Origin of the sequence: Roseobacter sp. SK209-2-6 (genome assembly GCF_000169455.1) — a bacterium.
In the GTDB taxonomy this organism is placed as follows: domain Bacteria; phylum Pseudomonadota; class Alphaproteobacteria; order Rhodobacterales; family Rhodobacteraceae; genus Pseudophaeobacter.
In genome coordinates, this window is sequence record NZ_AAYC01000001.1 from 550,810 (window position 1) to 573,447 (window position 22,638).

At 57.9% G+C, this 22,638-nt stretch carries 21 protein-coding genes and 1 pseudogene; 15 read left to right on the forward strand and 7 right to left on the reverse strand.

Features of this window, described 5'->3' with window-relative positions; genetic code table 11:
• Nucleotides 1-149: 149 nt before the first annotated feature.
• Entirely contained in the window at nt 150-398 is a 249-nt protein-coding gene (locus RSK20926_RS02745; RefSeq protein WP_008204235.1) for a SlyX family protein, read from the reverse strand.
• Nucleotides 399-485: 87 nt separating this feature from the next.
• Between RSK20926_RS02745 and RSK20926_RS02750 the strand changes: the two genes are divergently transcribed.
• The 4 genes from RSK20926_RS02750 (at nt 486) to hisG (ending at nt 4,787) form a co-directional block, all read left to right on the forward strand.
• Nucleotides 486-1,325 carry a crotonase/enoyl-CoA hydratase family protein gene (locus RSK20926_RS02750; protein WP_008204236.1) on the forward strand — a complete coding sequence of 280 codons (840 nt, stop codon included), beginning with the start codon at nt 486-488 and terminating at the stop codon, nt 1,323-1,325.
• 180 nt (nt 1,326-1,505) lie between these two features.
• Nucleotides 1,506-3,017, forward strand: coding sequence for a histidine--tRNA ligase (gene hisS / locus RSK20926_RS02755; protein WP_008204238.1), 1,512 nt, complete (start codon nt 1,506-1,508; stop codon nt 3,015-3,017).
• Nucleotides 3,010-4,098: an ATP phosphoribosyltransferase regulatory subunit gene (locus tag RSK20926_RS02760; RefSeq protein WP_008204239.1), complete on the forward strand. Its 1,089-nt coding sequence runs from the start codon at nt 3,010-3,012 to the stop codon at nt 4,096-4,098. Before hisS ends, RSK20926_RS02760 begins: the two co-directional genes overlap by 8 nt.
• Entirely contained in the window at nt 4,095-4,787 is a 693-nt protein-coding gene (gene hisG, locus RSK20926_RS02765; RefSeq protein ID WP_008204240.1) for an ATP phosphoribosyltransferase, read from the forward strand. The genes RSK20926_RS02760 and hisG overlap by 4 nt, the downstream gene beginning before the upstream one ends.
• Before the next feature lie 213 nt (nt 4,788-5,000).
• Here the strand turns inward: hisG and RSK20926_RS02770 are convergent, their stop codons facing one another.
• Nucleotides 5,001-5,432: a DUF1489 family protein gene (locus tag RSK20926_RS02770; RefSeq protein ID WP_037253586.1), complete on the reverse strand. Its 432-nt coding sequence runs from the start codon at nt 5,430-5,432 to the stop codon at nt 5,001-5,003.
• 381 nt (nt 5,433-5,813) lie between these two features.
• On the opposite strand from RSK20926_RS02770, the gene RSK20926_RS02775 reads away from it, so the two are divergent.
• From RSK20926_RS02775 to RSK20926_RS23460, 3 genes and pseudogenes are all read left to right on the forward strand, one after another.
• On the forward strand, nt 5,814-8,111 hold the full coding sequence (locus tag RSK20926_RS02775) for an adenosylcobalamin-dependent ribonucleoside-diphosphate reductase (RefSeq protein WP_008204242.1): 2,298 nt from the start codon (nt 5,814-5,816) through the stop codon (nt 8,109-8,111).
• 472 nt (nt 8,112-8,583) lie between these two features.
• A pseudogene (locus RSK20926_RS23455) lies at nt 8,584-8,869 on the forward strand (transposase).
• A complete protein-coding gene (locus tag RSK20926_RS23460) occupies nt 8,793-9,287 on the forward strand; it encodes a transposase (RefSeq protein ID WP_442852513.1) in 495 nt (164 codons plus the stop codon). Before RSK20926_RS23455 ends, RSK20926_RS23460 begins: the two are co-directional and overlap by 77 nt.
• A 418-nt stretch (nt 9,288-9,705) precedes the next feature.
• Here the strand turns inward: RSK20926_RS23460 and RSK20926_RS22975 are convergent, their stop codons facing one another.
• Entirely contained in the window at nt 9,706-9,897 is a 192-nt protein-coding gene (locus tag RSK20926_RS22975; RefSeq protein WP_008204246.1) for a hypothetical protein, read from the reverse strand.
• Between the two features lie 198 nt (nt 9,898-10,095).
• Here RSK20926_RS22975 and ettA point away from each other — a divergent pair, with 198 nt between their 5' ends.
• From ettA to dacB, 3 genes are all read left to right on the forward strand, one after another.
• Nucleotides 10,096-11,763 (forward strand): energy-dependent translational throttle protein EttA, encoded by a 1,668-nt coding sequence (gene ettA, locus RSK20926_RS02795; RefSeq protein ID WP_008204247.1) that lies wholly within the window; start codon nt 10,096-10,098, stop codon nt 11,761-11,763.
• A 500-nt stretch (nt 11,764-12,263) separates the two neighbouring features.
• Nucleotides 12,264-12,872, forward strand: coding sequence for a nicotinate-nucleotide adenylyltransferase (locus RSK20926_RS02800; protein WP_050773025.1), 609 nt, complete (start codon nt 12,264-12,266; stop codon nt 12,870-12,872).
• A gap of 237 nt (nt 12,873-13,109) precedes the next feature.
• On the forward strand, nt 13,110-14,597 hold the full coding sequence (gene dacB / locus RSK20926_RS02805) for a D-alanyl-D-alanine carboxypeptidase/D-alanyl-D-alanine endopeptidase (protein ID WP_008204250.1): 1,488 nt from the start codon (nt 13,110-13,112) through the stop codon (nt 14,595-14,597).
• Here the strand turns inward: dacB and RSK20926_RS23465 are convergent.
• Both RSK20926_RS23465 and RSK20926_RS02815 read right to left on the reverse strand, forming a co-directional pair.
• On the reverse strand, nt 14,585-15,001 hold the full coding sequence (locus tag RSK20926_RS23465) for a GFA family protein (protein ID WP_008204251.1): 417 nt from the start codon (nt 14,999-15,001) through the stop codon (nt 14,585-14,587). The genes dacB and RSK20926_RS23465 overlap by 13 nt on opposite strands.
• Before the next feature lie 5 nt (nt 15,002-15,006).
• Nucleotides 15,007-15,429 carry a tellurite resistance TerB family protein gene (locus RSK20926_RS02815; RefSeq protein ID WP_037253353.1) on the reverse strand — a complete coding sequence of 141 codons (423 nt, stop codon included), beginning with the start codon at nt 15,427-15,429 and terminating at the stop codon, nt 15,007-15,009.
• Between the two features lie 176 nt (nt 15,430-15,605).
• On the opposite strand from RSK20926_RS02815, the gene RSK20926_RS02820 reads away from it, so the two are divergent.
• The 3 genes from RSK20926_RS02820 to RSK20926_RS02830 all read left to right on the forward strand — a co-directional run bounded on the left by RSK20926_RS02820 (nt 15,606) and on the right by RSK20926_RS02830 (nt 20,350).
• Nucleotides 15,606-16,025 (forward strand): GFA family protein, encoded by a 420-nt coding sequence (locus tag RSK20926_RS02820; RefSeq protein WP_008204253.1) that lies wholly within the window; start codon nt 15,606-15,608, stop codon nt 16,023-16,025.
• 131 nt (nt 16,026-16,156) lie between these two features.
• Nucleotides 16,157-17,800, forward strand: a complete 1,644-nt coding sequence (locus RSK20926_RS02825; protein ID WP_008204255.1) for a lysine--tRNA ligase — start codon at nt 16,157-16,159, stop codon at nt 17,798-17,800.
• A gap of 264 nt (nt 17,801-18,064) precedes the next feature.
• On the forward strand, nt 18,065-20,350 hold the full coding sequence (locus RSK20926_RS02830) for a glycosyl hydrolase family 28-related protein (protein WP_008204257.1): 2,286 nt from the start codon (nt 18,065-18,067) through the stop codon (nt 20,348-20,350).
• Between the two features lie 12 nt (nt 20,351-20,362).
• Here RSK20926_RS02830 and RSK20926_RS02835 read toward each other — a convergent pair whose 3' ends face one another.
• Together RSK20926_RS02835 and RSK20926_RS02840 are read right to left on the reverse strand one after the other, a co-directional pair.
• A complete protein-coding gene (locus RSK20926_RS02835; RefSeq protein WP_008204259.1) occupies nt 20,363-20,878 on the reverse strand; it encodes a pyridoxamine 5'-phosphate oxidase family protein in 516 nt (171 codons plus the stop codon).
• A 52-nt stretch (nt 20,879-20,930) separates the two neighbouring features.
• Entirely contained in the window at nt 20,931-21,578 is a 648-nt protein-coding gene (locus tag RSK20926_RS02840) for a hypothetical protein (protein WP_232281833.1), read from the reverse strand.
• A 174-nt stretch (nt 21,579-21,752) separates the two neighbouring features.
• On the opposite strand from RSK20926_RS02840, the gene RSK20926_RS02845 reads away from it, so the two are divergent.
• Nucleotides 21,753-22,085 (forward strand): antibiotic biosynthesis monooxygenase family protein, encoded by a 333-nt coding sequence (locus RSK20926_RS02845; protein WP_008204261.1) that lies wholly within the window; start codon nt 21,753-21,755, stop codon nt 22,083-22,085.
• 108 nt (nt 22,086-22,193) lie between these two features.
• Nucleotides 22,194-22,601, forward strand: coding sequence for a universal stress protein (locus RSK20926_RS02850; RefSeq protein ID WP_008204262.1), 408 nt, complete (start codon nt 22,194-22,196; stop codon nt 22,599-22,601).
• Nucleotides 22,602-22,638 lie beyond the last annotated feature (37 nt).

A 22,638-nucleotide genomic window follows, 5' to 3' on the forward strand; every position in this document is an offset into this window, starting at 1 on the left:
GGGTAGGCTGCGACCGGTTGGGCGCGTCTAGCAGCCTGATGTGATCATCGCAAGGGGTTTGGCCGTATTACGACCAGAGGGCGAGCCGGGGAATTGGCGGCAGAGCTGCGCTCACAACAGAGTGCAGGGGTAGGTTTACCCAGGTGGCTCTAGTAATGCGGTGGGCGCTCATCCGAATAGACATGACCACCGCCCCCGGCCTGGTCACGCTCTGCCTCGCGCTGAACCAGTTTCTGCACCCAGGTGGCCAGGCTGGTGATCTCCTTTTGCTGCTCGGCGACCACATCGCTCAGCTCATCCACGGTTTTGGTCAGATGGGCGATCTTTTCTTCCAGCTCTAGCATCACATTCTCCTTGGGCTGCGCAACGTCATAAGCCCGGAAGCCTTGCCCGTCCATGGGCCTGCGCGTCAGTGTTGGGAAAACGGGCGTTCTTGGGCGTTCCATGCCCCGGCCCAGGCACAACCACCACTGAGGAGGGAAGCAATGGGCGATTTGATCGAGAAGGGACAGTCAGACGATACGCTTGTGCGGCAGGAGACGGCGGATGGGGTGACCACCATCACCATCTGCCGCCCCGCCAGGCGCAATGCGGTGGATCCTGTCACGGCCAAGGCGCTTTATGCGGCTTTCCTGTGTTTTGAAGCAAACAAAGAGGCCCAAGCGGCGGTCCTGACCGGGGAAGGGGGCTTTTTCTGCTCGGGGTTTGATCTGAAGTCGGCGGGCTCCGGCGCCTCGGATGAGTGGCTTGCCGGGCTTGAGATTGAAGCGGATTGGCGCGACCCGGTAACGGATCCACGTCCGGGTCCAATGGGGCCGACGCGCCTGATGCTGTCAAAGCCAGTTATCGCAGCCATTGAAGGACCGGCAGTGGCGGGCGGCATGGAGCTTGCCGCCTGGTGCGACATGCGCGTGATGGCCGAAGATGCACTGGCCGGTGTCTATTGCCGCCGCTGGGGCGTGCCTCTGATCGATGGCGGAACCGTGCGTTTGCCGCAGATCCTGGGGCAGGGCCGTGCCAATGATCTGATCCTGACCGGGCGTAGCCTGCCTGCAGAGGAGGCCTATCGGATCGGCTTTGCCGACCGTTTATGCCCTTCGGGAGAGGCGCTGGAAATGGCCCAGGCCATTGCGCATGAGTTGACGCGCTTCCCGCAGGGGTGCCTGCGGGCAGATCACCTCTCGGCACGTATGCCATCCATGGAGCTCTCCGCAGCGCTGAGACGGGAATGGAGATCTGCCAAGACTTTTATCGCAGAGGGGCGTGCCGGGGCGAAACGTTTTGCGGATGGATTGGGTCGCTCGGGCGATTTCAGCCGCATCTGATATCCCATTCACCTATCCTTCGCCCTATCATTCTCCTGTCATGATTACGGATTAGGCAGCGCCGCATCCGGGTAGGCCCCGGGTGCCGCCAGCTCTTCTGTCGCCTTGCTCATGAGGGCGGCTTGGGCTAGACCGCGCGGCGAGTGAATGACCAAAACCCACCCGTGAGGAGGCCTTTTGATGGCCAAGATCAAGAAACAGCCCCGTCCAAAGGCGATAACGCCCAAAGGATTTCGTGACTATTTCGGCGAAGAGGTGACCCAGCGTTCCGAAATGCTGCGCACCATCGCGGGTGTTTATCATCATTACGGGTTCGAGGCGCTGGAAAGCTCTGCGGTGGAAACCGTTGAGGCGCTGGGCAAGTTCCTGCCCGATGTCGATCGCCCCAATGCAGGCGTCTTTGCCTGGCAGGAAGCGGATGAGCACGACCCCGAAGGCAAGCCGGGTGACTGGATGGCGCTGCGCTATGACCTGACGGCCCCTCTGGCGCGGGTCTATGCCCAGCACCGCAACGAGCTGCCCAGCCCCTATCGGCGCTATGCCATGGGGCCGGTCTGGCGCAACGAAAAGCCGGGGCCGGGCCGGTTCCGCCAGTTCTACCAGTGTGATGCTGATACCGTCGGCACGGCTTCAATGGCAGCGGATGCGGAGATCTGCATGATGCTCAGCGACACGCTGGAGCGCGTCGGCATTCCGCGCGGCGATTATCTGGTGCGGGTCAATAACCGCAAGGTTCTGAACGGCATTCTCGAAGCCATGGGCCTGGCCGAAGATGACCCCAAGCGCGATGACGTTCTGCGCACCATCGATAAGTTCGACAAGGTCGGCGAAGCGGGCGTGCGCGAGCTGCTCACCAAGGGCCGACTGGATGCATCCGGCGCCTATATCGATGGCGTCGGCCTGGGCGATGCGCAGGCAGATCCGGTTCTCGCTTTCTTGACCTCGCGGGCAGATGATGTTGCGGGCACCATGCAGAACCTGCGCGCCGCTGTCGGCGACAGCAAGACCGGCCTCGAAGGCATCGGCGAGCTGGAGCAGATCGGTGAATTGCTTGCCGCAGGCGGCTACGGTCAGGACCAGATCCTGATCGACCCCTCCATCGTGCGCGGACTTGGCTATTACACCGGCCCGGTGTTCGAGGCCGAGCTGACCTTTGAGATCTTTGACGAAAAGGGCCGCAAACGTCAGTTCGGGTCGGTTGCTGGCGGCGGTCGCTATGACGGTCTGGTCAAGCGTTTCACCGGTCAGGAAGTTCCGGCTGTTGGCCTGTCGATTGGTGTGGACCGTCTGCTGGCCGCCCTGCGCGAGAAGGGTCGTCTCGATGCGACCCCAAAGGGCCCCGTTGTGGTGACGGTCATGGACCGGGCGCGTATGGCGGACTACCAGAGCATGGTAGCAGAGCTTCGCAATGCAGGCATCCGGGCGGAGGTTTACCTCGGCAATCCAAAGAATTTCGGCAATCAGCTGAAATACGCAGATAAACGGAACTCTCCGATTGCGGTAATCGAGGGGGGCGACGAGAAAGAGAAGGGCGTCATCCAGATCAAGGATCTGATCCTGGGCGCCAAGATCGCCGAGAGCGCAACACTGGAAGAATGGAAAGAACGCCCTAGCCAGTTTGAAGTGCCCCGTGGTGACCTGATCGCCAAAGTGCGTGAGATCCTTGCCAGCCAGGACGAACCCGATGAGTGACCGCTCCATGACCCTGGCCCGGGCCACCCGGATCCGGATGAACTTTGAAGCCGCAGGCGCCCAGGTGGTGGATCCGCCCTACCTGCAGCCTGCGGGCACCCTGCTGGACCTCTATGGTGAGGATATCCGCGCGCGCGCCTATGTGACCTCTGATGCGGTACGGGGTGAGCAGATGCTGCGCCCGGATTTCACCGTGCCCGTGGTTGAGATGCATATGCGCCACGGTGCCGAGCCCGCCCGTTATACCTATGCAGGCGAAGTTTTTCGTCGACAAGAACAGGACCCGGAGCGTGCCAGCGAGTATTTGCAGGTGGGTTATGAGGTTTTTGACCGCAGCGATTCCGCGGGTGCGGATGCAGAGGTTTTTGCGCTCTTTGCGCTGCAGCTAAGGGGCTTGCCACTGCGGGCTGCAACAGGGGATATCGGGATCCTCATGGCTGCGGTTCAGGGGCTGGAGACAACTGAAGTGCGCAAAGCGGCCCTGATGCGCCACATCTGGCGCCCGCGCCGGTTTCGCGCCCTGCTGGATCGATTTGCCGGACGTACTCCACCACCAGAAAGCCGTCGCAAGCTGTTGGAAACCGAAGGAACTCTGACAGGATCCGCTGTTGAGGTCGGCAAACGCCGTGCCCATGAGATCCAAGCCCGCGTGGATCTTCTGCGTGAGGATGCCAAGGCGCCTCCAATTGCCGAGCATGAGCTTTTGGCGCTGGAAGCCTTGATGATGGTGCGCGAAACCCTGCCTTTTGCCACGGAGCAGCTGCGCGATATCGCGGTGGATCTGCCACAGATCAACCCCGCGCTGGATCGGCTCGACGCCCGCGCGGCAGCGCTGAAAGCTCGTGGTATCGACATCGATAACCTCGATTTTGAGGCCTCTTACGGGCGCACCTCGATGGAATATTACGATGGCTTTGTCTTTGGCTTCTATGCTGAAGCGCGCCCGGACCTGCCGCCGATTGCCAGTGGTGGCCGCTATGACGCCCTGACCCGTCAATTGGGGCAGGGAGCTGAAATCCCTGCGGTCGGAGGTGTGTTGCGTCCGGATCTAATGCTGGAACTCGAGGAGGGCCAGTCATGAGCCTCAAACTTGGGGTGCCCTCCAAAGGGCGCTTGATGGAAAAGACCTTTGACTGGTTCGCCAAACGCGGTGTGACCCTGTCACGCACCGGCTCGGATCGGGAATATGCCGGTGCCATCGAGGGCGTCGAGGGCATGGAGCTGGTGCTGCTCTCTGCCGGTGAAGTGCCGCGTGAACTGGCTGCTGGGCGGATCCATCTGGGGGTGACCGGCACAGATCTGATCCAGGAGAAGTTGCCGCTTTGGGAGCAGCAGCTGGAAGAGTTGCGCCCCTTGGGCTTTGGTCATGCGGATCTTATTTTGGCTGTGCCGCAGTGCTGGGTCGATGTGGATTTGCTGGATGATCTCGATGCGGTGGCCGCCTCTTTCCGGCAGGGCCATGGGCACCGTCTGCGCATTGCGACCAAATACCACCGGTTGGTGCGGGAGTTCCTGACCAATGCCGGAGTTGCGGATTATCAGCTGGTGGACAGCCAGGGAGCGACGGAGGGCACGGTTAAGAATGAAACCGCCGAAATCGTCGCCGATATAACCTCAACCGGGGAGACGCTACGCGCCAATCACCTAAAGCTGTTGAGTGACGGCTTGGTGCTGAGATCCCAGGCCACCCTCTGGCGTAGTCGCGTCGCAAAATACAGTGACGCAGAGAAAGCGGCTCTGAAGCAGCTCCTCGATCTCCTGGGAAGCTGAGCGCCCGCGCGTCAGCGCGGGCCCGGCCCAACCCTGGCTGAGCATCTATGATGCTCCGTGAAGGGGCGGGAGAGCTTCCGCTATCATTCAAATGCACCCAGAGAGACACGTGACGGGGAGGCTCCCGCCCGTCGTCGACCCCTTTGGGTTGCTCCTCCCGTTGGGCCGAGCGCCGGACAAAGTCCGGCGCTGATGCGCCGAAAGTGATGATGGCTAGAGGACGCCAATGTCCGCTAACGCTTGGGAAAGCTCCTCTGGCAAAGCATCCTCTTGTTCGCGACCTGGCGTCAGATCCGGGGGGCTATCTTCCGGTTTGAGGTAGCGCCAGCCTTGAAAGGGGCGTTTGGGGGCGGTAGTCGTGCGGTGAATTTCCGGATCCAAAATGATGGCACAACGGCGAATGCCATCCTCGCCTATGACTTCGTCGAGTCTCAACACTCTTTGACGGCATTGGATCAACCCTTTGATGACCCAGAAGATCGAACCGCCCTGCAGGATTTCATCTTCTCGCTTTGGCCACATGCGCGTCACATGCCGCGGCAATGCTTCAGGCAGTTCCGCGCGCCGCATCTCTTGCCAGGCTATCAGCCCTTCGACGCTCTCTGTTCCAACCGAGAGCTTCACCAAATTGGTATATTTCTGCACAGTTCCCCCAAGAGTGTCGTCTAGAACCGCACCACCATATCGCAGTTTGAGCTGCAAAGTCAGCATGGCTTTGGGGTTCGGGAGGTTCAAATCTCACTAAGGCAATCACGTTTCATGGAGGAAACACCGGTGTGGTTGGGTGCAACTAGACCGTCGTAGCTTATCAAAGGGATCTGAGACCGGTTTTGCCCACAAGATATCCACAGAGTCGCCCCCTGTGCAGTGTCCATATAGTGGCAGGTGGGGTTTTTCCAGCAATATCTTGTGCCTTGCTGGTAATAATTTCTCAAGGATTCGCGATTTTACGCGTTGAGAAATTCCATAAGCCTGTAGTATCGAGGCCGCCACTCTCGACGCCACAGGACTCAAAGGATTCGCCAAATGAGCCGTTTTGCTGCCCCCATCGCCGAACAGATCTGGGATATGAAATACCGCTTCAAACAGGCGGATGGGACGCCGATTGATGTCACTGTCGAAGACAGCTGGCGTCGGATTGCCCGCGACCTTGCCCGCGCAGAGCAAGATCCGGAGGCCTGGGAAGGTAAATTCTATGAGGCTCTGGAAGATTTTAAATATCTGCCAGCAGGTCGGATTACAGCAGGTGCAGGCACCGCACGCCAGGTGACCCTGTTCAATTGCTTTGTCATGGGCACTGTCCCAGACAGCATGGGCGGTATCTTTGACATGCTCAAGGAAGCGGCGTTGACCATGCAGCAGGGCGGCGGCATCGGCTATGACTTCTCCACCATTCGCCCACGCGGGGCAGATGTGAAGGGCGTAGCGGCGGATGCCTCTGGACCTCTTTCCTTTATGGATGTCTGGGATGCTATGTGCCGTACCATCATGTCGGCGGGCAGCCGTCGCGGCGCGATGATGGCGACCATGCGATGTGATCACCCGGACATTGAGCAGTTCATTACCGCCAAATCCGATCCGGCGCGGTTGCGCATGTTCAACATGTCGGTGCTGGTCACAGATGACTTTATGGAAGCGGTGAAGGCGGATGGCTCTTGGGAGCTGCAGTTCGGCGGCAAGGTTTATCACACTGTTGAAGCCCGTGATCTTTGGAACAAGATCATGCAGGCGACCTATGATTTTGCTGAGCCGGGTGTGATCTTCATTGATCGTATCAACAAAGCCAATAACCTAAGCTACGTGGAAGATATCTGCGCCACAAACCCCTGCGGTGAGCAGCCCCTACCGCCCTATGGCGCTTGCCTCCTTGGTTCGATCAACATGGCGCGGCTTGTGTCCAATCCCTTTGAGAAGAACGCCGGATTGAACCAGGAAGCGATGCAGGAACTGGTCGCAACTGCCGTTCGGATGATGGACAATGTTGTTGATGTCTCCAAGTTTCCGCTGGAGGCGCAGGCCCAGGAAGCCCAGAACAAACGCCGGATTGGCCTGGGTGTGACGGGTCTGGCGGATGCGCTTTTGATGCTGGGCCTGGAATATGGCTCCGACGAAGCGGCGCGTCAGACCGATGAGTGGTTGCACGGTATCGCCCGCGCCGCCTATCTGGCTTCGGTGGAATTGGCCAAGGAGAAAGGCGCTTTCCCCCTGTTTGATGCCGATGCCTATCTGGCCTCAGGCAACATGCTGAACATGGATGAAGACGTGCGCGAAGCGATCCGCACCCATGGTATTCGCAACGCGCTGCTGACTTCCATCGCGCCCACCGGCACCATTTCCTTGTATGCAGGGAACGTGTCTTCGGGGATCGAACCGGTCTTTGCCTATGCCTATACCCGCAAGGTACTGCAGAAGGACGGCAGCCGCACCGAGGAGGAAGTGGTCGACTATGCGGTGCAGATGTACCGTGAGAAGTTCGGCGCCGATGCCAAGCTGCCCGGTTTCTTTGTCAACGCCCAGACACTCTCGCCTGCAGCCCACGTCAAAATGCAGGCGGCGGCGCAGAAATGGATCGACTCTTCGATCTCCAAGACCATCAACTGCCCGGAAGACATCTCCTTTGACGATTTCAAAGATGTCTACATGCAGGCCTGGGATCAGGGCTGCAAAGGCTGCACGACCTACCGTCCAAATGATGTGACTGGCTCGGTTCTGACCGTAAGTGAGAACGCTGACACCGCCCCTGGTGAAACCGCACAGGCTCCACATGACAGTGGTTCGGATGCCAATGGCGCCGAGGTCGTCTATATGTCCGAACCGCTGGATCGCCCGCAGAGCCTGGAAGGCCATACCTACAAGCTGAAGTGGCCAGACAGCGAGCACGCGATCTACCTCACCATCAATGACATCATCATCAACGGCCACCGCCGCCCGTTTGAGGTCTTCATCAACTCCAAGAATATGGAGCATTATGCCTGGACTTTGGCGCTGACCCGGATGATCTCAGCGGTGTTCCGTCGCGGCGGTGATGTTTCTTTTGTGGTGGAAGAGCTGAAAGCTGTGTTTGACCCGCGCGGCGGTGCCTGGGTGCAGGGGAAATATATCCCTTCGATCCTGGCGGCGATTGGCGGAGTGATCGAGACCCATATGGTCAAGACCGGCTTCCTGGAAGGCGAGGGCATGGGGCTGAAGTCCGATCCGCAGGCTGAAGTGGTGAACCTCAACGCGCCTCGGGGGAAACCCTGCCCAAGCTGCGGCCAGTATGATCTGCAAATGGTCGAAGGTTGCATGACCTGCCGCAGCTGCGGCCATTCGAAGTGCGGGTAGCAGCATAGGTCTTTGGGTGTTGTTGTGAAAACCAACAACAGTTTGCAATTTGACCAACTTAAGTTGCAATTCTGACCACTAAAGATTTGCCATCGCCCCTATCGGGCGGTGGCAAATACCTTTCTAGGAGTGAAGCAAGACCGATCAGGTGTTTGGCCATTATTTCCGTTCTGACGGTTGCATTTAGTGAAACGGTCCGTCGCCGCCAAGCACCAGGATTTTAGAACGCTGCGGGGCAACTCGCCATTGCGGTCATTGGTTGGAATCCACTTGGCATTTCGACAGCAGAGAATGCAGGACTGCCGTGGTGTATTTCGGGGCGTGACAGCACAACTAACAATCTTGGCATCGAACACCTTGGGGCCTATGGTGATCCCAACAAGCTACCGAAGTGTTGTAAGATATTTGATTTGAAGAGAGTAAGACTGCGTTGAAGCAACGCGGATCGTTGTCGATCTGGTTTGACCCGGAGATGGTCTGGGTGCCGCCGCCGAGCGGCAAGCGTGGGCGCCAGTGCCAGTTCAGCGACGCTGCGATCCAGGCAAGTGCTGTTCGGTATGCCATTGCGACAAACGACCGGCTTCGTGGAGAGCCTTTTGCGGTTGGCCAAGCTGGACTGGGCCGTTGGACTGGGCCGTGCCAGACTACAGCACCCTGTGCCGCCGCCAGAGAACGCTGAACGTGAGCCTTCCGTATCGCGGCGGCACGGGCCCGCTGAACCTGCTCATCGACAGCACCGGCATCAAGGCCGAGAGTGAAGGTGAGTGGAACGCCCGCAAGCATGGCGGGCCGAAACGCCGGATATGGCGCAAGATACAGATAGGGATCGACGAGGAAACACTGGAGGTTCGAGCTGTTGAGGTTACTATCAGCAAGGTTGGCGATGCTCCCATGCTGCCCGAGTTGCTGAACCAAGTCCCGCCCGATCAGAACATTGGCTCAGTCACAGCCGATGGTGCCTATGATACCCTCAAATGCCACGACGCGATTGCCGCCCGTGGCGCTCATGCCGTCATCCCGCCCCGAAAAATGCCAAGCCGTGGAAGCCCACGAGCGCCGGGACCATCGCCAGAAACGCAGCGATCAATGCTTCGCGATACCTGGGCAGTGCCCTGTGGCGACAATGGAGCGTATAGCACCGCCGAAGCCGTGTCGAAACGAAGATGCATTGCGTGAAACTGATGGGGCAGAGCCTCATGGCGAGGGGCTTCAATCGGCAGGTCGCGGAAATCCAGGTCCGCATCGCCGTGCTCAACCGCTACACAGCACTTGGCATTCCCGTCCCCGGCATCGGGCTTCAAGATTGGCCAACGGTGCCCCGATGCAAGATCTGGATGGCGTGGCTCCGATTCTGGAGCACCGTACTCGTCTCGGATCTGGTCTATGAGATTGAGACAGCGGGCGACAAGAGAATCCTAGCCTCCTCTGGCCGTCATCGCCAGGAGCTTTCGACACAACTCGGTCGCTACAACGGGAACGATATTGTAGGCACCTGCCAATCTTCGGAGGGAACGCGCTGAGAGACAACGCTTTCGATCGCTTGCCGACCCACGTATGAGTGCCCGGTTTTCGTGGTGAAACCGATCAGCATCAGTCAACCGTCCACGCCAGGGTCTTCGGCAATTGCGCTTTCTAACGAGCCAAGCTGCTTCGTTGTCGGCCCATCCTTCAGGAGGTCCTGGACATAGGCGCGAACCGCTGAGAGCTCCGAGATTAGGCCACCCAATTCGCGTTGCCAATGCCATCCGTCGTATAACTCGCTGTCGGGAGCGCCGCTGACGGTCAAGTCAACAAAGCGGCGCGCGGCGGAGACGGTGCTGAAGCCGTTCTTTGATGCGCCATTGGTTCGAGCACAATGGGCGACGCGCTGAAACAGCGCGGTTCGCTATCAATTTCCATATCTCGTGGGCAACGTGACATTGCCCCGTCGTCGCCCATCCGCTATCACTCCCGCCAGCGAATTCCCCCATCATGGAGCAGTCACATGGCCGCCTATCAATATGTCTACCACATGCAGGGTGTCTCCAAGACCTACCCCGGTGGCAAGAAGTGCTTTGAAAACATCCACCTCTCCTTTCTGCCCGGCGTGAAGATCGGTGTGGTTGGCGTCAACGGAGCCGGTAAATCCACCCTGATGAAAATCATGGCCGGTCTGGATAAGGACTTCACCGGTGAGGCCTGGGCTGCCGAGGGCGCCAAGGTTGGCTACTTGCCACAGGAGCCGCAGCTGGATGAGAGCCTCTCTGTGCGCGAAAACGTCATGCTGGGCGTGGCGGAAAAGAAAGCCAAGGTCGATCGTTTCAACCAGATCGCGGTGGAGATGGCCGAGAACTACACTGATGAGCTGATGGAGGAGATGACCACCCTTCAGGACGCCATCGATGCTGAGAACCTCTGGGATCTGGACAGCCAGGTCGATGTCTCGATGGAGGCGCTGCGTTGCCCGCCGGATGATGCGCCGATCAAGGACCTCTCAGGTGGTGAGCGTCGCCGTGTAGCGCTGTGCAAACTGCTGCTCGAAGCACCCGACATGCTGCTGCTCGATGAGCCGACCAACCACCTCGATGCAGAAACAATCGCCTGGCTGCAGCAGCACCTGATCGACTACAAGGGCACCATCCTCTGCGTCACCCACGACCGTTACTTCCTGGATGACATCACCGGCTGGATCCTGGAACTCGACCGCGGCCGTGGCATTCCCTATGAGGGCAACTATTCTGCCTGGCTGGAGCAGAAAGCCAAGCGCCTGGAGCAGGAAGCCCGCGAAGACAAATCCAAGCAAAAGACGCTGGAGCGCGAGCTGGAATGGATGCGTCAGGGCCAGAAAGCCCGTCAGGCCAAATCCAAGGCCCGTATCGCTGCCTATAACGAGATGGCTGGCCAGTCCGAACGCGAAAAAGTCGGTCGCGCCCAGATCGTTATCCCCAATGGTCCGCGTCTGGGCTCCAAGGTGATCGAGGTCAGCGGCCTGTCCAAGCACTTTGGCGACAAGCAGCTCATTGAAAACCTGGAATTCTCACTGCCACCGGGTGGCATCGTCGGTGTGATCGGCCCGAACGGCGCCGGTAAATCCACCCTGTTCAAGATGCTGACCGGTCAGGAACAGCCCGATGAGGGCAGTGTGGAATATGGCGATACCGTCAAGCTCTCCTATGTGGATCAGTCTCGCGATGATCTGAACGACAAAGACACCGTCTGGGAGGCAATTTCAGGCGGCGCCGAGATTATCGAACTGGGTGACGCGCAGGTGAACTCCCGGGCCTATTGCTCCTCGTTCAACTTTAAGGGCGGCGACCAGCAAAAGCCGCTGAACCTGCTATCGGGTGGTGAGCGCAACCGTGTCCACATGGCGCGCCTCTTGAAAGAGGGCGGCAATGTGCTGCTGCTCGACGAACCGACCAACGACTTGGACGTCGAGACCCTGCGTGCGCTGGAAGACGCACTGGTGGATTTTGCCGGCTGCGCCGTTGTGATCTCCCACGACCGTTTCTTCCTCGACCGGATCTGTACCCACATGCTGGCCTTTGAAGGCGACGCCCATGTGGAATGGTTCGAAGGCAACTTTGAGGACTACGAGGAAGACAAGAAGCGCCGCCTCGGTGCCGACGCGCTGGAGCCCAAGCGCCTGAAGCACAAGAAGTTTGTGCGGTGACCCAATTAAGGCGGCCATCTGGCCGCCTTTCCTTTTTCTGCTGCTAGCTCCCACGAGCATAAGGTCCTCACCTGACCTTGGGAGGGCGCGAATGCGCCTTCCCCGGGGGAAGGTCAGGCGCGGGCCTGGCGGCCCAGGGGCAAGCCCGCAACCGTCACCTTCCAAAGCAGCCTGCGCTAGCGAGGGGCTCCGCCCGTCTACACTTCAAACAGTCGCCCGGACTGTTTGTCCCTGCGGGAACCAGTGTGAACTCCACGGGGGGAAGGTCAGGCGCGGGCCGGGCCACTGCGTGGCACGTCCCATGGGAAATGCTGCCAATGTTGCGCTTTGAATCGAACTTCTGGTTGCGATGGGCTCCGCCCGTCTACACTTTGCGGCAACGCGGGAAGCGACGTGAACTCCTCCATAGGGCAGGGGGGCTCCGCTTGGTCTGATAAGGTCCAGGGCCTTGCGCGACAGGTGATTGAACTCTCTGCGGGTTTATGTGCATCAAGGCTCCTATGACGTGCCATTTGCCAAATATTCCACGAGGCCTCCGCGTGGGGCTATTGGGGGGATCCTTTGATCCGCCGCACCAGGGGCATGTGGCGATCACCAAAGCAGCGCTGCAGCGTTTTGATCTGGACCAGATCTGGTGGATGATCTCGCCCGGTAACCCGCTAAAGGGCCATGCCCCGGCCAAAATGACCCGTCGCATCAAGGCGGCGCAAGAGATCATGCAGCACCCCAGAGTGCGCATCAGTGATGCTGAACTGCAATTGGGCACGCGCTACACGGCAGAAACACTTGCCGCTTTGACCCATCGCTACCCGGAGGTGCGCTTTACCTGGTTGATGGGTGCGGACAATCTCGCGCATTTCCATCGCTGGAAGGACTGGCAGGATATCATGGAGAGGGTGCCGGTGGGCGTGATCGCACGACCCGGCGACCGGATCGCCGCGCGGCTTTCTCCGGCGGCACGGATCTATCGCGGAGACATGCTGAAGGCAGGGCAGAGCCGCCTCCTTTCAGCAGCCACGGCCCCTGCCTGGTGCTTTATCAACCTTCCTATGGTGGACGAAAGCTCTAGCAGGATCCGGTCGGCCGGAAACTGGCCCTCGCAGGACTAGAGCGGAATTGAGGGGGCAGAGCGCGGGCAGGAGGCGATTGGCCAGAAATCGCGCCAGCCCTGCTGCATTCCTGCCGTGCTTTAGCCAGGGTTGCAGTCAAAAATCCCTGCCAATTCTCGCCTTTGAGGGGAGAATCTGGAGCAGGAGTTCTGTAATGGTGTATGAAACTGTAGAAAAAGCCGAGTTCAAGCGGGTTTGTTTGCCGTTTAGAAGCAATTTTATTAGATACTGACAGACATGATTTCGAGAAGAAACTTTATCGCTTCAGCCCTGGCCACTCTGGCGGCCACCCCTGGTCTGGCCAATGCGCCACGCGTCTCTCTGCGACCCATGGGGCGCAAAGGGATTGCCCTTTCGGTGCCAAGTGGTGGGCTCAAGGCGCTTTTGGCAGAAGCTGGCCTGCGCGGGCAAATAGCCTGTGCGGTTGCCGATGCTGCGAGTGGAAAACTGCTGGAAGCCCACGCTGGAGATATGGAGCTTCCACCGGCCAGTGTCGCCAAGGCTCTGACGGCACTTTATGCCTTGGATGTCTTGGGCGCAGATCACCGCTTTGCAACGCGGTTGCTTACCAGCGGAACCCTCATCGGGGGGGTCCTAAAGGGGGATCTGATCTTGGCAGGGGGCGGGGATCCTATGCTTACCTCTGACCATCTGGCGCAGCTTGCGCGGGCGTTGAAAAATGCCGGTGTGCGCGAAGTCCGTGGCAAGTTTCTGGTCTGGGACGGTGCCCTGGCGGCGGTGCATAGTATCGACCCGGGGCAACCTGACCACGTGGGCTATAGCCCGGCGGTTTCTGGTCTGGCGCTGAACTTCAATCGGGTGCATTTCGAATGGAAACGCGCCGGAAAAGGCTGGGCCGTAAGCATGGATGCGCGGACAGAGAAATACCGCCCAGAGGTCAGCGTGGCGCATATGAAAGTCGCCAACAGAGCGCTGCCGGTTTACACCTATGCAGATCGTGGTGGCGTGGATCGCTGGACTGTCGCCAGCCAGGCCCTGGGCAAGGGCGGATCACGTTGGCTGCCCGTGCGGCGCCCGGCTTTGTATGCGGCGGATGTGTTCCGGACCATGGCGCGCGCCAACGGGATTTCTCTGAAACAGGCTAAACTGGTCAAAGCACTCCCTGACAGCAAAGTGCTGGCGCAGCATTATAGTCCACCGATGGATGTCATGCTGAAAGGTATGCTGAAATACTCTAACAATCTGATGGCAGAGATGATTGGCATGTCGGCAACGGCGGCGCGAACCGGGAAACGCCCCGCCGGATTGAAAGCCTCGGCTATAGAAATGTCGCGCTGGGCAGCGGCTAAATATCAGACCAAGGATATTCGAATGGTCGACCATTCTGGACTTGGCGAAGCCTCACGGGTGACGCCCAAAGCGCTCTTGCCGGTGCTTGTCCGGGCGCATCGTGCTGGTGCCTTGAAACCGCTGCTCAAGAGCTTCCCGTTGCGCGATTCAAAAGGTCGCGTTCTCAAAGGGCATCCGATCAAAGTTGCGGCCAAGACCGGAACCCTGAACTTTGTGTCGGGGCTGGGTGGTTTCATGACCGCAGCGGACGGGCGCGAACTGGCCTTTGCGATTTTCTCGGCAGATAGCAAGGCGCGAGCGCAGATCTCACGCGCGGAACGTGAACGTCCCAAGGGGGCCCGTGGCTGGAACCGACGTGCAAAGCGACTCCAACAGCGACTGATCGAGCGTTGGGGAGTAGTCTATGGCAGCTGACCTGGTAGGGGCAGGCAATTGCCATCTATTGCCTGTTTGGGCAGGTTGATGAGATCCAATCCGGCAATGCATCGCAGGTTGACCGCCCATCCTGAAAAGGGCTGAAAACCTGTAAGCGCTCTTTCTTCCTCGGTTGCCTCTCTGGGGCGGCGGAAAGGTGAAATCCCGCAGATCTGGCAAAAGTAGTCCCTGGCGCTGCCTGTGCCCCATCGATAGGCTGATAGTCTATCCCATGGTGTCAGAAGGCGAAACGCCTGCTGTGGCACACGGAAATTCAGCGCGCCCCTCATCTTGCAGATCGAGCAGTTGCAGATACGGGCGTGATCTATTGCGGCATCAATTTCAAATTTGATCTGGCGGCAATGGCATGCCCCCTCCCAGGTTCGAAAACTGATGTCAGGCAACAGGTCTAAACCATGTGACGGGCGCGCGCACCACGCTCGATCGCTGCGGCATGTAGCCGGTCGATATCCAGCTCATAGCGCATTTCCGCCAGAAACTCGAGTTCGGTTTCAGCAAGCTTGCCATCCGCTGCGGCCACATCACAGGCCAGCGCATAGGCTGTCTCATTCAGACGCTCGGGCAGGTCCTCTCGGATCAGGCCAAAAAGAGCTTCGAGCCCGTCTTCCTGTTCAAACAGGTCAAACACAGTTCGAGAGACACGCTGCACGCGATCGATGTCATAGTCGCCAAAGACCGGCAGCATGTTCACCGCTGACTGGATCTTGACCAGCTCGGCGGTCCGGATGTTCTCGTCGGATGCGGAAACCGCAACCATCAGGGCCACAAGGCAATCCTGCGGAGACATCGTGTGGGGGGCTTGCTCGCTCATTTGGCGTCCTTTTCAATCAGTCCTTGTTTGGAGAGGATAGGTATGACCCAGGACAGGTTCAACTGCCGCTGTGGCTCAAAATGGGAATATCTTTGCCCAGGTTTGATGCTGCTTGGCTACGCGCATTGATTGTGTAGGGTGAACCTATTTGCGGCAACGGAATGCGAGGGGGAGAGATGACCAGAACCGGATCATGCTTCTGCGGGGCGGTGACTTACCGGATTAAAACAGAGGTTTTTGGCGCCCGGTCCTGCCATTGCTCTCGGTGCCGCAAGGCCTTCAGTGCCCAGGCAAGCGCCTATGCACTGGTGCAGCCAGGGAGCTTCAGCTGGGTCAGCGGTGAAGAGTATCTCTCAGTTTTTCCGCCGGAAGGGCCTGCCTCAAAGGCATTTTGCCGGATATGCGGATCAGCCCTGTGCGGGATCTACGAGGGAGAGGTGCACGGGATCACGCTGGGTTGCTTGAATGAAGATGAGGGCATCGAGCTGAAGGCGCATATCTTCACCGGGTCCAAGGCCGCTTGGGAGGATCTGCCAGCGGGTGTCCCGAAGTTCGAAGAGTTTCCGCCAGATCTGCAGCTCATCACCAAGCCCTAGCGGTTTTAACTGCTGCACCCCGGAAGGCAGTTGCAGTTGACTTATGCTGCAGAGGCACAATAGAGAGGCATGCCAGATCGCGCCCGCGTCTCTGGCAATCCCCAAGTCAACAGACGCCGTTGGAGAACAAGATGTCTAATCTGCGCGAAGAAGCTCTGAAGAGCAAAGCCTGGCCGTTTGAAGAAGCCCGTCGGGTCCTCAAACGTTATGCCAAGGGCGCGCCGGAGAAGGGTTATGTTCTGTTCGAGACCGGCTATGGCCCATCCGGCCTGCCGCATATCGGCACCTTCGGTGAGGTTGCTCGCACCACCATGATCAAAACCGCCTTTGAGGTGATCAGCGACATCCCGACCAAGCTGATCTGCTTCTCGGACGATCTGGATGGCATGCGCAAAGTGCCGGGCAATGTGCCCAATGCCGACAGTCTGCAGGAGCATCTGCAAAAGCCACTGACTTCGGTGCCTGATCCCTTTGGCACCCATGAAAGCTTTGGCCACCACAACAACGCCATGCTGCGCCGCTTCCTCGATACCTTTGGTTTTGAGTATGAGTTCTATTCGGCACAGGAGTTCTATCAGTCCGGCCAGTTCGACGAGGTGCTGAAGCGCGCTGTTGAAAAGTACGACGACGTGATGGCGATTATGCTGAAAAGCTTGCGTGAGGAACGCCGCCAGACCTATTCGATCTTCCTGCCGATCCACCCGGAGACCGGCCGCGTTCTCTATGTGCCGATGAAGAAAGTCTGTGCTGAGACCTATACCGTCACCTTCGATGACGAGGACGGCAAGGAATGGACCCTGCCTGTCACCGGCGGCAATGTGAAGCTGCAGTGGAAGCCGGATTTCGGCGCCCGCTGGGCGGCGCTGGGCGTTGACTTTGAGATGTACGGCAAGGACCACTCCACCAATACGCCGATCTATGATGGCATCTGCCGGGTGTTGGGCCACCGCGCGCCGGAGCATTTCACCTATGAGCTGTTCCTGGACGCCAACGGCCAAAAAATCTCAAAAACTTCCGGCAACGGGATTTCGATCGACGAATGGCTGACCTATGCCTCGACCGAGAGCCTCGCGTACTTCATGTACCAGAAGCCCAAGACCGCCAAGCGGATGCATTTCGATGTGATCCCCAAGGCGGTGGATGAATACCACCAGCAGCTGCGCGCCTATCATGGTCAGGACCTGAAGGCACAGCTGAACAACCCGGTGTGGCACATCCACGGCGGCGACGTGCCGCAGTCCGATATGGTGGTGCCCTTCTCGATGCTCTTGAACCTTGCGTCGGCTTCCAGTGCTGAAGACAAGGCCACCATGTGGGGCTTCATCAACAAATACGCCCCTGATGCGACCCCGGAAACCCATCCGGGCATGGATCAGGCCGCAGGTTTTGCGGTTGCCTATTTCAACGACTTCGTGAAGCCGGCCAAGACCTTCCGCCTGCCCACTGATCAGGAACGGGCCGCACTGCAGGATCTGGCGGACGCGCTGAAATCTTCTGAGGCAGCATTAGCGGCCATCGCCAAGAAGAACGACATCGTTGGCAATGATGATCCTCTGCCCGAAGCCAACTTTGCGGATGAGGAATTCCTGCAGTCGGTGGTCTTTGCCATCGGTAAGATCCACGGGTTTGAGCCACTGCGGGCTTGGTTCTCGGCGATCTACGAAGTACTGCTGGGGGCCTCTCAAGGTCCGCGTTTCGGCGGCTTCATCGCGCTTTATGGCGTCGAGGACACCATTGCGCTGATCGACAAGGCACTGGCAGGCGAGTTGGTTTAACTCACACGTTTGAACTGGTTCAAAGGCCTCCCTGACCGTGATGTTAGGGGGGCTTTTTTGTGTGACCCTCCATTTTGCTCTGAAACCCCGGCGCTAGCTCTGCTCTGTTTCTCTTAGGCAGAAGGGGCCTGCCAAGAGGGGCATATGCTCTGGCAGGCTATCCGTTGTTGCGCTCGCAGAGAGCGGTCCACTGGGGAGAGATTAAGCGCGCACCTTTAGAACCCTTGCCCAGAACCGTGCAAGCGCTGCTGGAAAGGGTATTCCATGAACAAGGTCATCACCGCTGGTCTTCAATTGATGCCGCCGGAATTTGAAGGTGGATTGGATGTTTGGGCAAGTGGAGACGGAACGCCGGGGTCGGATACCTATGACAATGCTGCAAATGCAGCGATTGTGACGTCTGATGCGGATTTTGCAGGCTGTCTGGAGCTGCAAAAGACCTCCTCAACGCAGCGGCTTCGCTATATGGGGCAAACGCCACTACTGCCGGGCTGTTACCTGCAAATCAAAGCACGTCTCAAGGCGATGAGCGGGGCTCTCCCTTCGGTTCGGATTGCAGGCTGGGCCGGGAATAGTGGCAATGGACACGTCAGCGGCGTGCCGGAGACTGGCCCCAGCGTCACCCTGACCAGCTATGGTCATGTGGTTGAGGTCACCGCAATCGTCGGAACAGGCACCCGGACCGGGGTGGATATGCCCTGGGGCCGAACGGCAACCTATGGGCATCTTGGGTTGGATCTGACCGGTCCCAATGGTGGGGTGGTCAGGATAGACGATATCGAAATCACCGATATCACCAGCGCTTTCCTGCGCGACATGATGAGCCTGGTGGATGTATCTGATTTTGGTGCCATCGGCGACGATGCCACTGACAACACTGCGGCGTTTGAAGCGGCAGATGCTGCTGCAAGCGGGCGCAGTATCTTGGTGCCAGCTGGGACGTTTTATCTGGATGATACGGTTTCTCTCAGCAATCCGGTGATTTTTGAGGGCAGTGTCCGGATGCCAGTGGACAAGATGCTCTTGCTCACCAAAAGCTTTGACTTCCCCACATATGCAGCTGCATTTGACGACGAGGAACTAGGCTTTCGCAAAGCCTTCCAAGCGCTATTGAACAGCGTCGATCACGAAAGCCTGGACCTGGGAGGGCGTATTATCACGCTGAATGGGCCGGTGGATATGCAAGCGGCGGTGCCGAACCGCAGTTCTTATTCCACAAGGCGTCTCATTCGGAACGGCCAATTTGCCGCCGCTTCGAATTCCGCTTGGGATACCACTACTGTCACCTCCCAGGCGACCTATGATCCATCGGATCCTCACAGGCTGACGAATGTCAGCAACATCGCGAATATTCCAGTTGGAGCTCTGGTCGAAGGCAATGGTGTGGGGCGAGAGGTTTATGTGCGCAGTAAAAACACCGGTGCAGGTGAAATCACACTCAGCGCGCAGATCTATGATGCGGATGGAACGCAGAACTACACCTTCAAGGATTTCAAGTTTCTTCTGGATTTCAGCGGGTTCAGTTCGCTTAGCAAGTTCGGCATTAGCGATGTAGAGTTCCAGTGCAATGGACATTGTAGCGCCCTGAGATTGGCGCCTTCCGGAAAGACCTTCGGTCTGGACCTGTGCTATGTTAGCCGACCAAAGGACCGGGGGATTTCCTCTGCCGGAACCGGTTGCCAGGGGCTTTTGGTGGACAATTGTCAGTTCCTTTCGGCCGAGGATGACCAGAACGTGTCCAACCGAAGCAGCATCGCAATCAACGTCAATGCCAATGACCCAAAGCTGCGCAACAATCGGGCGACACGGTTCTTGCATTTCGCGGTACTGGGCGGATCAAACAACACCGTGGCTGGCAACCATTTTTTCCAGGGTGACACGGTCGCGGGCGGGGTCAGAAGCGCTGGGATTGTTCTGACCTCTACCTATTGCTCCACGACGATTTCCGACAACTATGTCGACAACTGTTTCATCGAGTGGACAAATGAGCATGACGCCACGCCGAATTTCACCACAGGGTTTTCATTCAGCGCCCTGTCCATATCTGACAATGTCTTTCTCTCAGGCGATGTCGCCGCCTGGTTCAGCTACATCGTGATCAAACCCTACGGTACGGGGCATTTCCTGAATGGTGTTTCTGTCTCTGGCAATAAATTCAGATCAATCAACGGGTCGATTGATCGGGCCGAACGTGTGGACACAAGCTTCTCTGATCTGAATTTCTCGCGCTCAAACTCGGTTTTTTTCGAGGGAAATACCTATCATGGGATCACGCAGAAATCAGCAAGTCCTCTTCGAATTGAATATGACCAGTCGACGGCGGCCTCCACCTGGACTGTTGCGACCAATGGCAATCTCCCTTTCGAAGGCTATGCGCGTTCTGTGGATGCTGTGACCGCACAGGGCAGGATCCGAACCTCGGGCGGTAGTACGCGCTACATCATGCCCTATGCTGAGGTCGAAAAAGGTAGCAACAGGGATCAGGTAACCCTTCACTGGGGGGAAGCCGTCCATGGGGAAGTCAAAGTGACCGTAAGGGTCGATGGCTAGCGGGCACTGGAGCTAGATTTGGGCATTGCTTTCGCGCGCAGATGGGGAGGTGACCTCCAGATCCGCGGGTGAAAAGCTGAAAGCACGACCAAATCCACCGTTCAGAAAACCCGATTGCACATCAAAACCGACAAAGAAGAAATCGCCAAACCCGATATAGAGTTTGGCCTTTGGGTGCGTGCTCAGATAGTGCTCCGCCAGCTCTGCGTGTTCTGCGCTAGATCTCGCGATAAATCGTGCATGACATTGAACGGTCAAACGGGGATGAGCCAGGGGATCTCCCTTTTCCTTTGGCTCACCAACCATCAAAGAGGCTGCGGCATTCGCTTTTAGCGCCTGCGCATGCATCGACAGGCTGGAAATCAAACTGATCGGGTGGCCCAAAGGGCAGAGGCCAAAAGCAATTCGCGTGACCAAAGGCAGGCCTTCGGTCTGGATCGTGCCAAGAGCAGCGTAGCGAGCTTCTTGCAGGAGGCCCCGGGCAATTTTGCGGGCTTCTTGATCGCTTGGCCTGACAAGATCACTCATAGCGGGGTCCTTTTTGTTCTGGGATATTTACCGAGAAAATGCGCGGGCTTGATCAAAACCGGTGCCAATAGGCGAACCTCAGGCCAAGACTGCTTTGATTGGTGTCTTTGTATTCCAATCCGACAACCAGTTCCTGTGGAGTCTTTTGGCCAAGCGGCCCCAGTTTCACTCTAAGCGCGGGAATGATCGCATAGCTGAGGTCACCGCCAGGGGCCTTTGCCGTTTCAATCTGTAGCATCGGAGCGTAACGTGTCCGTCGGTTTTGCCCCATGCTGACATCCATTTTCCAAAGCCCGGTTTGGTCTTGGCCCCGCTTTTCGTAAGTGAGATCCAGATTGCCCCAATCGAGCCATCGCAGCTTTGGAAAATTCTTTCCCACCGATAGTTTTACCCGATACATCCCATTCCAGCTGCCCCTGGTATGGCTACCACCTGCGGCCAGTTCAGCCGAAGCGCGAATGCGGTGTGGAGCGCGCAGGAGCGGAATGCGCGCAAAGAGGAGTGCATGCCCAGAGAGATCATGGCTCTGGTGAAGATCGATGCCGATATCCAATTGCGGTGAAAGACCGAACTCGCCATAGAAACTCAGCTCATTTGTCGATCCTGTTGATGTGTTGCGTAGGGTAAGCTGCGTTGAAGTGAACCCTGTACCCGTTGCGCGCTTCCAGGCCCCGGCAAGGGCCAGAGATGGACCCAACATCAGACTGTACGTGGCAATGACCAAAAGAAGGCGTTTCATTGAATGCTTTCTCTCATTGGGTTTGGTTCAACTATAGGTCGCTTAGCAAGGGCATGAAAACCGGAAATAAAACTCTGCTTTTTGTTTGTTTGGCCTTAGGCTGGAATTACTCAGCGAATAGCAAGGGAGAAACCGATGCCGACAATTCAGGATGGATCGGAAATTCAAACCGTCATCACCACATTTGAGATGACGCCAGGCACCTGCCAAGACCTCTTGGATGCTCTGGAAGACGCCTATGCAGAGTTCATATCCAAGCAACCGGGTTTCATCGCCGCTGGGCTGCACGTAAATGATGCTCAGACACGGATCGCAAATTATTCACAATGGCGGCGCCGCGAAGATTTCATGTCCATGCTGCGATCACCGGAAATGCGCGCGCGCAATCGGAAGATCAACGAGCTTTGTCGCAGCTTTGAACCGGTCATGTATGAGGTCGCCGCGACCTTTAGCAGTGGCCAGAGTTAGCGGGGGTTCGAATAGTTCTATTGCGGGCTTTTTGCCTGACCTGGATCAAGGCCCAGTGTTTTGGGGGCGTGCATAGTCTCCTTGTAACCGAACAAAGGAGGCTGTGATATGTATCACAATATTCTCGTTCCGATTTCCTTTGACCCAGAGCGCGATGTGACCGCCCCATTGAAACTGGCACGGGTCTTAGCGGTTCCTGATGCAAAAATTACGCTTTTGCATGTTGTTGAACAGATCCCATCCTATGCGATTTCCTTTATGCCAGAAGAATTCATGAGCGAAGCGCGCACAGCACTTGAAAAGGAGCTCGCAGGTCTGGCGGATACCTTGCCAAATGCTCAGGGGGTTGTGGTCGACGGACATTCTGGGCGCACGATCCTGGATTGGGCGGAGCAGAACAAACCGGATTTGATAATCGTCGCGTCGCATCGTCCAGGTATGCAGGACCTGTTGCTTGGTTCTACCGCCAGCCAAGTTGTACGCCACGCCGCCTGCGCGGTGCATGTGGTTCGCTAGAAACATCTTTTGAGGCTGGGCGTCGCAGTAAAGAGAC